Source organism: Kitasatospora sp. MBT63 (assembly GCF_000710465.2).
Lineage (GTDB): Bacteria > Actinomycetota > Actinomycetes > Streptomycetales > Streptomycetaceae > Kitasatospora.
On sequence record NZ_JAIZ01000762.1, the window covers coordinates 1,002 to 2,705 of the forward strand.

At 74.4% G+C, this 1,704-nt stretch carries 2 protein-coding genes; both read right to left on the minus strand.

The features are described from left to right. Positions 1–7: 7 nt before the first annotated feature. Positions 8–655 (minus strand): fasciclin domain-containing protein, encoded by a 648-nt coding sequence (locus AA75_RS39705; protein ID WP_033825339.1) that lies wholly within the window; start codon positions 653–655, stop codon positions 8–10. Positions 656–776: 121 nt separating this feature from the next. Beyond that, positions 777–1,704, minus strand: a 928-nt coding sequence (locus tag AA75_RS39710; protein WP_033825341.1) for a molybdopterin-dependent oxidoreductase, incomplete at its 5' end; no start/stop codon positions are given.

Here is a 1,704-nt window from a genome sequence, read left to right on the forward strand (position 1 = left end):
GGGTGGGTCAGGAGGCGGGCATCAGGACGGTGTCCACGATGTAGACGGTGGCGTTGGCGGTCTGCACGTTGCCGCACAGCACCTTGGAGTTGGCGTTGACCGTGTAGGCCGCGCCGGATCCGGCCGCCGACAGGTCGCCGCCCTCCAGGGTCTTGTGGGTGCCGGCCAGCGCGGTGGGCGCGAGGCGGTTGGGCACCACGTGGTAGGTGAGGACCTTGGTGAGCTTGTCCTTGTCGGCCAGCAGCGCCTTCAGCTGGTCGGCGGGGATCTTGGCGAAGGCGTCGTTGGTCGGCGCGAACACGGTGACGTTCTGGGCCGAGTTGAGGGTGTCGCCGAGCCCGGCCGCGGTGACGGCGCTGACCAGGGTGGACAGCAGCGGGTTGTGCGAGGCGGCGGTGGCGACCGGGTCCTGGGCCATCCCGGCGAAGCTGCCCGAGCCGTCCTTCGGTACGGCCGCGCAGGCGGCGCCGAACGGGGCGTCCATCGCGGTGGCGGGGGTGGCGGCGGCCCCGGCCGCGGCCGGTGCGGACGAGGCGGCCGGGGCCGCCGCGCTGTTGGAGGTGGTGCCGCCGTCGCTGCTGCAGGCGGTCAGGCCGAAGGCGAGGGCGCCGGCGGCGAAGAGGGCGGCGAGGGACCGGGTACGGGTCAGGGACATGGGGACTGCTCCTCGGAATCGTGGTGCTGGGAACGGGTCTTGTGGGACCGGGTGTTGACGGCGGTTCTGCGGGTGGTCCGGGCATGGCGGTGCCGTCGCGCGGACCGGGGTGGGTGAGGTGTCAGGTGACGGTGACCACCGTCGAGTGCCAGCCGGTGGCGCCGGCCGGGAAGGGCGCCGCTCTCGCCTCGGGCTGGACGGCCCCGGTGGCGTCGGTGGCGCGGACCTGGATCCGGTGGGTGCCGGGCCGGGCGCCGGTCCAGCGGTGGCTCCACTGGCGCCACAGGTCGAGGCCCGCATCGGCGGCGAGTTCGGCCTCGGCCCACGGCCCGTCGTCGACCTTCACCTCGACGGCGGCGATCCCGCGGTGGGTGGCCCAGGCCGTACCGGCCACCACCACGTCCCCGGCCGGGACCTTGGCGAACGCCGACGGCACCTCGATCCGGGAGGCGGTGCGGACCTCCCCGGTGCGGTCCCAGCCGCGCCGGACCCAGTACGGGTCGTGGCCGGCGAAAGTGGCCACCTCCAGGTCGACCAGCCACTTGGTGGCGGAGGCGTAGCCGTACAGGCCCGGCACCACCGTCCGGCAGGGGAAGCCGTGGGCCACCGGCAGCACCTCGCCGTTCATGGCGAGCGCGAGCAGCGCCCGGCGGCCGTCGAGCAGCAGGTCCAGCGGGGTGCCGATGGTCATGCCGTCCTGGGACCGGCCGATCAGCTGCTGCGCGCCCGGGCGGACCCCGGCCCGGCGCAGCAGTTCGGGCAGCGGGACCCCGAGCCAGCGGGCGGTCGACACGTACGGGCCGCCGACCTCGTTGGAGACGCAGGACAGGGTGTGGTCGAGCTCCTCGAGCGGCCGTTCGAGCAGCTGGTCGAAGGAGAGCGTCATCGGATGGTCGACCAGGCCGTGGATCCGCAGCGACCAGTCCCGCGGGTCGATCCTCGGGAGGGTGAGTGCGGTGTCGACGCGGTAGAAGTCGCGGTTCGGGGTGAAGAACGAGGACAGGCCGGGCACCGGGGGGTGGGCCGCGGCGGGAGGCGGGGGCAGGGGC

What these genes read in the sequence shown, in the direction of transcription:
- AA75_RS39705 (WP_033825339.1), bottom strand. Translation starts at nt 655, where the DNA reads ATGTCCCTGACCCGTACCCGGTCCCTCGCCGCCCTCTTCGCCGCCGGC.